The 8,867-nt window shown below is 72.2% G+C and carries 8 protein-coding genes; all 8 read left to right on the top strand.

The features are described from left to right. Nucleotides 1-118 precede the first annotated feature (118 nt). The 8 genes from C7C45_RS25130 (at nucleotide 119) to C7C45_RS25165 (ending at nucleotide 8,749) form a co-directional block, all read left to right on the top strand. The gene (locus C7C45_RS25130; protein WP_110566173.1) at nucleotides 119-2,953 is read left to right on the top strand and encodes a Na+/H+ antiporter subunit A; all 2,835 of its coding nucleotides are present in this window, start codon (nucleotides 119-121) and stop codon (nucleotides 2,951-2,953) included. Next, nucleotides 2,950-3,432 carry a Na(+)/H(+) antiporter subunit C gene (locus tag C7C45_RS25135; RefSeq protein ID WP_110566174.1) on the top strand — a complete coding sequence of 161 codons (483 nt, stop codon included), beginning with the start codon at nucleotides 2,950-2,952 and terminating at the stop codon, nucleotides 3,430-3,432. The genes C7C45_RS25130 and C7C45_RS25135 overlap by 4 nt, the downstream gene beginning before the upstream one ends. Further along, nucleotides 3,429-4,934, top strand: coding sequence for a Na+/H+ antiporter subunit D (locus C7C45_RS25140; protein WP_110566189.1), 1,506 nt, complete (start codon nucleotides 3,429-3,431; stop codon nucleotides 4,932-4,934). Before C7C45_RS25135 ends, C7C45_RS25140 begins: the two co-directional genes overlap by 4 nt. Next, on the top strand, nucleotides 4,931-5,542 hold the full coding sequence (locus tag C7C45_RS25145; RefSeq protein WP_110566175.1) for a Na+/H+ antiporter subunit E: 612 nt from the start codon (nucleotides 4,931-4,933) through the stop codon (nucleotides 5,540-5,542). Before C7C45_RS25140 ends, C7C45_RS25145 begins: the two co-directional genes overlap by 4 nt. Then, entirely contained in the window at nucleotides 5,539-5,802 is a 264-nt protein-coding gene (locus C7C45_RS25150; protein WP_110566176.1) for an MrpF/PhaF family protein, read from the top strand. The genes C7C45_RS25145 and C7C45_RS25150 overlap by 4 nt, the downstream gene beginning before the upstream one ends. After that, nucleotides 5,802-6,161: a monovalent cation/H(+) antiporter subunit G gene (gene mnhG / locus C7C45_RS25155; protein ID WP_110566190.1), complete on the top strand. Its 360-nt coding sequence runs from the start codon at nucleotides 5,802-5,804 to the stop codon at nucleotides 6,159-6,161. The genes C7C45_RS25150 and mnhG overlap by 1 nt, the downstream gene beginning before the upstream one ends. 171 nt (nucleotides 6,162-6,332) lie before the next feature. Further along, nucleotides 6,333-7,688 carry a hemolysin family protein gene (locus C7C45_RS25160; protein WP_110566177.1) on the top strand — a complete coding sequence of 452 codons (1,356 nt, stop codon included), beginning with the start codon at nucleotides 6,333-6,335 and terminating at the stop codon, nucleotides 7,686-7,688. Then, a complete protein-coding gene (locus C7C45_RS25165; protein WP_110566178.1) occupies nucleotides 7,685-8,749 on the top strand; it encodes a hemolysin family protein in 1,065 nt (354 codons plus the stop codon). The genes C7C45_RS25160 and C7C45_RS25165 overlap by 4 nt, the downstream gene beginning before the upstream one ends. The last annotated feature ends 118 nt before the right edge of the window (nucleotides 8,750-8,867 follow it).

The following is an 8,867-nucleotide window of genomic DNA, read 5'->3' on the forward strand; positions in this document are numbered from 1 at the left end:
GGGTGGGGTGGGGTGGGGTGAATTCCGGCAAAACCGCACGGCGGGCAACGAACTGGCGTCTGATCGCTGCTAGGCGCCACCGCTGCTCGGGCGTCGGCCACCTCGATCGGGAGCGCAGGTGCTGGTACTGCTCGTCCTCCATCTCGTGGCGGCCCTGGCTGCGCCCCTGCTCGTCCGGTGGTGGGGTCCACGCGCGTGTTACCCGTTGGCGCTGGCACCGGCCGCCGCGTTCTGCTGGGCGGTGGCCCGCACGCCGGCCGTCGACGACGGCGGGGCGGTGGTCGAGACGTACCCGTGGATCCGGCAGTTGGGCCTCGACATCGCGTTGCGGCTCACCACCCTGTCCTGGCTGATGACCCTGCTGATCGGCGGCATCGGCGCGCTGGTGCTGGTCTACAGCGCCCGCTACTTCAGCGCCGGTTCGAGCGGGCTGGCACGGTTCGTCGCGGTCCTGGTCGCCTTCGCCGGCGCGATGCTCGTCCTGGTCTTCGCGGACGACCTGCTGCTGCTCTACGTCGGCTGGGAGCTGACCACGATCTTCTCGTACCTGCTGATCGGGCACAGCACCGAGCGGCGCTCCAGTCGGTGGGCGGCGGCGCAGGCGTTGACGGTCACCACGCTGGGCGGGCTGGCCATGCTTGTCGGGTTCATCCTGCTGGGCGAGCACGCGGGCACCTACCGCTGGTCGGAGATCGCCGCCCAGCCGCTGCCCGGCGGCGGATACCTGGTGGTCGCCGTGCTGCTGATCCTGGCCGGCGCGCTGTCCAAGTCGGCGGTGCTGCCGTTCAGCTCCTGGCTGCCGGTCGCGATGGCGGCACCCACGCCGGTCAGCGCGTACCTGCACGCCGCCGCCATGGTCAAGGCCGGCGTCTACCTGGTCGGGTTGCTCGCGCCGGTGCTCGCCACGGTCGGCCCGTGGCGGCCGGTGGCGCAGATCGCCGGCGTGACCACCATGCTGCTCGGCGGCTGGGCCGCGCTGCGGCAGACCGACCTGAAGCTGCTGCTGGCGTACGGGACGGTCAGTCAGCTCGGCCTGCTGGTGGCGGTGACCGGGTCGGGCACCCCGGACGCCGCCCTGGCCGGCACCGCGATGCTGCTGGCGCACGCCCTCTTCAAGGCGGCGTTGTTCCTGGTCGTCGGCATCATCGATCACGGTGCCGGGACCCGTGACCTGCGTGAGCTGTCCGGGCTGCGGCACTGGTCCCGGCCCCTGTTCGTGGTCGCGGTGCTCGCCGCGGCGTCGATGGCTGGGGTGCCGCCGTTGGTCGGCTTCGTCGCCAAGGAGGCGGTGTTCGGGGCGTTCACCGACCAGCCGGTGCTCCTGACCGGGTTGGTCGCCGGGACGGTGCTCACCGTCGCGTACAGCGCCCGCCTCCTGTGGGGCGCGTTCGCCGACCGGCCGGGTGTGGAAACGGTCCAGCCGGGCCCGATCGCCGCGTCGCTGCTGGTCCCGCCGGCGGTGCTCGCCGGGATCGGTCTGCTCGTCGGCCCGGCCGCGGGTGTGCTGGACGGCCTGCTGCGCCCGTACGCCGATCTGCTCGGCGGGGTCGACGCGCACCTGGCGCTCTGGTCCGGACCGACCCCGGCGCTCGGCCTGTCCGTGCTGGCGCTCGTCGGCGGCGGTCTGCTCTTCGCCGTGCGCGGGCCGCTCGGACCGGTGCTGGCCCGGCTCCGTTCGCCGGTGGGCGGCAACCAGGGGTACGAGTGGATCGTGGGTCGGTTCGACCGGCTGGCCGTCGAGGTCACCGGAGCGACCCAGCGCGGCTCCCTGCCGCAGTATCTCGGCGTCATCCTGGTGATCCTGGTGCTGGTGCCCGGCGGGGCGATGCTCTCCGCCAGCCCGTGGCGGGCCCGGATCCCGCTCTGGGACAGTCTGCTGCAACCGGTGGTCGTCCTGGTCATCGCGGTGGCTGCCGTGCTGGCGGTCGGTGCCCGTCGCCGCCTCACCGCGATGCTGCTGGTGGGGATGACCGGCTACGGCACCGCCATGCTGTTCGTCCTGCATGGAGCACCGGATCTGGCCCTCACCCAGTTCCTGGTGGAGACCGCGACGATCGCGGTCTTCGTGCTGGTGTTGCGTCGCCTGCCGGAACGGTTCTCGGCCCGCCCGCTGCGCCGCAGCCGGTGGGCCCGCCGGGCGCTCGGGGTGGCGGTGGGTCTGGTGGCCGCCGGGCTGGCCCTCGCCGCCGCCGGCGCCCGCCGGGCACCGGACATCTCCGCTGCCTTCCCGGATCTGGCGGTGGCCCACGGGTACGGCCGCAACGTGGTCAACGTGACCCTTGTCGACATCCGCGCCTGGGACACCATGGGTGAGCTGGCGGTGCTGGTGGTCGCCGCGACCGGGGTGGCCAGCCTGATCTTCGAGCGGTCCCGCACCGGGCCGCGACCGCGCCGGCCGGAGTCGGCCGCGCAGGTGAACCGACCTGGCCGGCCGGTGTGGCTGCGCGGCGGCCCCACCCTCTACGAGGGGCGGCGCTCGATCGTGTTGGAGGTGGTCATCCGGCTGATCTTCCACACCGTGGTGCTGTTCTCCCTGTTCCTGCTCTTCTCCGGGCACAACGCGCCGGGCGGCGGTTTCGCCGGCGGTCTGGTCGCGGGTCTCGCCCTGGTGGTCCGTTACCTGGCCGGCGGCCGGTACGAGTTGACCGAGGCGGCACCGATCGGTGCCGGTGCGATCCTCGGGGCCGGGCTGGCCGTGTCGGTGGGCAGCGGTGTGGTGGCGCTGCTGGTCGGTGGGTCGGTGTTGGAGAGCGCCAAGGTCGACCGGTCCCTGCCGCTGGTCGGCGACGCCCACCTGGTCACGTCACTCTTCTTCGACATCGGCGTGTACCTGGTCGTGATCGGGCTGGTGCTGGACATCCTGCGCAGCCTCGGGGCCGAGGTGGACCGGCACATTGAGGCAACCGGGACGGCCACGGGCGGCCTGGCCGTCGACAAGGGCGAGCGGGCATGACGGCGAGCGGTGCTGGGCCGACGATGGTGTTGGTGCTGGCCGTCGCGGTGCTGGTCGGTTGCGGAGTGATCCTGCTGTTGGAGCGCAGCCTGACCCGGATCCTGCTCGGGGTGATCCTGCTCGGTAACGGGGTCAATCTGTTGATCCTGCTGGGCGGGCGGCCCGGTGGCGCGCCGATCGTCGGCACCGGCCCGGTCGAGCAGATGAGTGATCCGCTGCCGCAGGCGATGGTGTTGACCGCCATCGTGATCACCTTCGGGTTGGCGGCGTTCCTGCTCGCGGTGGCGTACCGGAGTTGGTATCTGACCGGTGACGACGAGGTGCCCGACGACCTGGAGGACCGGCAGATCATCCGCCGGGCCGTGCGAAACGAGGTGGGCACCGTCGACCTCGGCGGGGAGGGCCCGAACGGTGATCCGGAGCAGGTCGATCCGGAGCCCGCCCGCCGCCGACTGCGACGGGGGGACGAGGCGTGCTGAGCACGCTGGTGCCGTTGCCGGTGGTGGTGCCGCTGCTCGGTGCGGCGCTGACCCTGCTGCTGGCCCGGCAGCCCCGGCTGCAGCGGACCATCAGCGTGCTCTGTCTGAGCGGCACCCTCACCGTGGCGGTGCTGCTGCTGGTGCAGGCGTACCGGCACGGGCCGGTGGTCGTGGCGGTCGGGGCGTGGCCGGCCCCGGTCGGCATCGTGCTGGTCGCCGATCAACTCGCCGCACTGATGGTGGTGGTCTCGTCGGCGGTCACCCTCTGCGTGCTGCTCTACTCGATCGGGCAGGGGCGCAGTGAGGCGAGCGAGACCACGCCGGTGGTCATCTTCCACCCGACGTACCTGGTGCTCACCGCGGGCGTCACCAACGCGTTCCTCGCCGGTGACCTGTTCAATCTCTTCGTCGGCTTCGAGATCCTGTTGGCCGCCAGCTTCGTGCTGATCACCCTGGGCGGCACGGAGACCCGGATCCGGACCGGGTCGACGTACGTGGTGGTCAGCATCCTCTCGTCGATGGTCTTCCTGACGGCGGTGGGCCTGGTGTACGCGGCCACCGGCACGCTCAACCTGGCCCAGCTCGCCCAGCGCCTCGACGACCTGCCCGACGGCGTCCGACTGGCCCTGGAGCTGATGCTGCTCCTGGCCTTTGCGATCAAGGCGGCGGTCTTCCCGCTGTCGGCGTGGCTACCGGACAGCTATCCCACCGCGCCGGCCCCGGTCACCGCCGTCTTCGCGGGTCTGCTCACCAAGGTCGGCGTCTACGCGATCATCCGCACCGAGACGTTGCTGTTCCCCGGTGGGCAGGCCGACGTGCTGCTCATGGTCGTCGCCGGGCTGACCATGGTGATCGGCATCCTCGGCGCGGTGGCCCAGTCCGATCTGAAGCGGCTCTTCTCGTTCACCCTGGTCAGTCACATCGGCTACATGATCTTCGGGGTGGCGTTGAGTACCGCCGCGGGGCTCTCCGGAGCGATCTTCTACGTGGTGCACCACATCACCATCCAGACCACCCTGTTCCTCGTCGCCGGCCTGGTCGAGGAGCGTGTCGGCAGCACCGATCTGCGCCGCATCGGCGGGCTGGCCCGGGTGGCGCCGCTGCTCGGTGTCCTGTTCTTCGTCCCGGCCATGAACCTCGCCGGGGTGCCGCCGTTCTCCGGTTTCCTCGGCAAGCTCGGCCTGCTCCAGGCCGGGGTGGCGGCCGGCGGGCCGCTGCCCTTCGTGCTGGTCGCGGCTGGCACCCTGACCAGCCTGCTCACCCTCTACGTGGCGTCGCGGGTGTGGAACCTCGCCTTCTGGCGGGCACCCCGACTGGCCACCAGTGAGCCGTCCGTGCGCCTGCCGAAGCTGATGGTCGGGGCGACGGTGGCCCTGGTCGCCATCGGGCTGGCGCTGACCGTGCTGGCCGGTCCGCTCTTCGACGTCACCGCCGACGCGGCCGCCGACCTGCGACTGCGTACCCCGTACGTCCGTGCCGTGCTGCCGGGCGGCGGGCCGTGACCGGCCCGCCCGAGGCGGCCCGGGAGGCTTCCGGGCCGGCGGCGTCGGGTCGCGGCCGGTTCGGGCGCTGGCGGGACCAGACGGTGGCGCTCGGGTGGCTGGTGGTGGTCTGGAACCTGCTCTGGGGCGACATCAACTGGGCCAATGTGGCAGGTGGCCTGCTGGTGGGCGGCGCGGTGCTGGTCTTCTTCCCGCTGCCGGCGGTCAGCTTCGGTGGGCGGCTGCGGGCCCGGGGGATGCTGGTGTTCGCGGCGCGGTTCGGTGTGGAGCTGGTCAGCGCGAGCCTGCACATCGCCCGGATCGCCGTGCAGCCCGGCTACCGGCCGCGTGGGGCGATCATCGCGGTTCGGTTGCGGGTGCCCACCGACCTGAACCTGGCGCTCACTGCCGAGGCGGTCTCGTTGGTGCCGGGCACGCTGATCCTCGAGGTGGACCGGGACTCCGGAACGCTCTACCTGCACGTGCTGGACACCCACGGGCCGGCGGACCTGGACGTGGCCCGGGAACGCACCCGCGCCGTCGAGCGGCGAATCGTCCGTGCGGTGGGCTCCGCCGCCGAGCTGCGCCGCGTCGAGACCGACCGATCCGAGAGGGGAACCCGCCCGTGAGCACGTTCCTGGCCGTCGTCCTCACCGTACTGCTGTCGGTGACCGCGCTCCTCGCGCTGGCCCGCCTCTACCGCGGTCCGTCGCTGGTGGACCGGGTGATCGCCGCGGACATGCTGCTCGCCACCATGATCGGTGCGGTGGGCGCGGAAGCGGCCGTCAACCGCCATGCCACCACACTGCCCGTGCTGGTGGTGCTCTCCCTGCTCGGCTTCGTGGGCTCGGTGTCGCTGGTCCGTTTCGCGGTCCGGGAGCAGCAGTGATCGCGACGATCGCGGACTGGCTGGGCGCGGGTTGTCTGGTGGCCGGCGCGCTGCTCGGCCTGGCCGCCGGGGTCGGCGTGCTGCGGTTCCCGGACGCGCTGTCCCGGATGCACGCGGCCACCAAACCGCAGGTGCTCGGGGTGCTCCTGCTGCTGCTGGGCATCGCGTTGCGGCTGCGGTCCCCGGCGGACCTGGGCATGATCCTGCTGGTGGCGGTCTTCCAGTTGGCGACCGCGCCGGTCGCGGCCCAGATGATCGGGCGGGCCGCGTACCGGTCGGGGCGGCTCGACCGGAGCCTGCTCGACGCCGATGAGCTGGCCGAACGGGGTCCGGGCGGTGGGACGGCCGGACCGGCGTGACAGCCGATGAACCGGACGATCCGCTCCTTCGGCCCACCCCCAGCGGAGTCCCAGCCAGCGCCGATAAAATAACGGCATGATCGACTCTTCTGCCCAGGAGGGCAGCAGTAGCCAGCCGGGTCGTGCCCGGCATATCCCCGTACCGACGACCCCGGGAGCCCTGAGCAACCCGTGTTGATCGTCGTTGGTCTTCTTCTGATCATCGTCCTGACTGCCGCCACCGGTTACTTCGTGGCGCAGGAGTTCGGCTATGTCGCCGTGGACCGGGGCAAGCTGCGCCAGCTCGCCGATGACGGCGATCAGGCCGCCGCCCGGGCACTGACCGTCACCAGCCGGCTCTCCTTCATGCTCTCCGGCGCCCAACTCGGCATCACCGTCACCGCCCTGCTCGTCGGTTACGTCGCCGAGCCGTACCTCGGTGGCGGCCTCGCCGACCTGTTCGGCGTTGCCGGCGTCAGCGAGGCCGTCAGTCTGCCGCTGTCGGTGGCGTTGGCCCTGGTCATCGCCACCGTCGTGCAGATGGTCCTCGGTGAGCTGGCCCCGAAGAACCTGGCCATCGCGCGGGCCGAGCAACTGGCCCGGGCGCTGAGCCGATCCACCCTGATCTACCTGGCCGTCGCCGGGCCACTGATCCGGCTCTTCGACCGGGCGTCGGTGCGTCTGCTGCGCCGCATCGGCATCGAGCCGATCGAGGAACTGCCCAGCGGCGCCACCCCGGCCGACCTGGAACAGATCATCGCCGAGTCCCGCGAGGAGGGCAGCCTCGACGCCGAGATGTCCACGCTGCTCGACCGAGGTCTGGACTTCCGCGAGCTGACCGCCGGGGAGGCCATGGTGCCCCGGGTCGACGTGCACACCGTACGGGCGCAGGAGCCGGTCAGCCGGGTGGTCGAGTTGCTCGACACCGGTCACTCCCGCTTCCCGGTGCGCGGGGCGGAGGGCGTCGACGACCTGCTCGGCGTCGTGGGTATCGCCGACGTGCTCGGCGTACCCCCGAAGGAGCGGGCCACCACGCCGGTGAGCGCGGTGGCCGGGCCGCCGCTGCTCGTACCGGAGACGTTGCCCCTGCCCACGGTGCTGGACCGCCTGCGGTCCGGGCACCGGCAGATGGCCTGCGTGGTCGACGAGTACGGCGGCTTCGCCGGCGTGATCACGCTGGAGGACATCGCCGAGGAACTGGTGGGCCCGATCCGGGACGAGGACGACCCGCCGGACCGGGCACCGGCCCGGCAGGACGACGGGTCCTGGGTGGTGCCGGCCCGCTGGCGCATCGACGAGGTCGCCGACAGCACCGGGATCGCGCTGCCCGAGGCACCGGAGTACGACACCCTGTCCGGCTTGGTGATGCGGGAGCTCGGCCGGGTGCCGGAGGTCGGTGACCGGCTGGAGATCAGCCTGCTGCCCGAGGGTGCGGACGGCGAGGACAACGACGCCGAACCGCGGGCGTTGGTCGAGGTGCTGGCCGTGGATCGGCACGTGGCCGATTCGGTACGGCTGCAGTTGACCAAACCGGGGGTGAGCGCGTGAGCCCCGGGATCGCGCTGTTCAGTTCGGTGATCCTGCTGGCGCTGAACGGATTCTTCGTGGCCGCCGAGTTCGCTCTGGTGGCCAGCAAGCGGTACCGCCTCGAGCAGGCGGCGGCCGGAGGCGGTCGGGCGGCACGCGCCGCGCTGGACGGCGTCCGCGAGCTGGGGCTGATGTTGGCCGGCGCGCAGCTCGGCATCACACTGTGCACCCTGGGTCTCGGCGCGCTGGCCGAGCCGGCGATCGAGCACCTGCTCAGCCCTCTGCTGCACGTGGTGGGCCTGCCGGACGCCGCCAGTCACCTGATCGCCCTGGTCTTCGCCCTCGGGGTGGTCACCTTCCTGCACCTGGTAGTGGGGGAGATGGCGCCGAAGTCGTGGGCGATCACCGACGCGGAGCGTTCGGCGACGTTGCTCGCGCTGCCGTTCCGCGCGTTCGCCCGGGTGTCCCGACCGGTGCTCTCCGCGCTCAACGCCCTGGCCAACGCGATCCTGCGGCTGTGCGGGGTGAACCAGCAGGACCAGCTCGCCCAGGTGCACGGCCCGGACGAGCTGCGGATCCTGCTGGAGCAGTCCCGTGAGCACGGGCTGCTCGGCGCCGAGCAGCACCAGTTGCTGACCAGCATGCTGGAGTTGCAGGGCACGTCTGTGGCGCAGGTGATGGAACCGTTCGCCACCATGGTCACCGTCCATCGGGACGACCCGGCCGAGCGGATCGAAGAGATCAGCCGGGACAGCGGTCGGTCCCGGTTGGCGGTGCTGGACGAGGCGGGCGACGTCTGCGGCCTGGTGCACGTCCGGGAGGCGGTGCGGGTGGTCACCACCGGCCGCGTCGCCACCGCCGGGGCGCTGATGACGCCCGCGTTCACCCTGCCGGCGACGTCCACGGTCACCGAGGCGGTGGCAGCGATGCGGGCCCGGCAGTCGCAGCTCGCGCTGGTGCGCAACGGCGGTGGCCCGGCTCGGCCGATCGGCTTCGTGGCCCTGGAAGACCTCCTGGAGGAGGTCATCGGCGAGTTCGACGACGAGACCGACACGGTGCCGCGCGGACGACGGTTGCGCTGAGCCACCGACCCGGCCGCGCCGACGAGGCGCGGCCGGGTGCGCGCGGTGCTGCTCGGCGCGGGCGGGTGCGCGCGGTGCTGCTCGGCGCGGGCGGGTGTGCGCGGTGCTGCTCGGCGCG

Source organism: Micromonospora arborensis, assembly GCF_003205615.1.
Taxonomy (GTDB): domain Bacteria; phylum Actinomycetota; class Actinomycetes; order Mycobacteriales; family Micromonosporaceae; genus Micromonospora; species Micromonospora arborensis.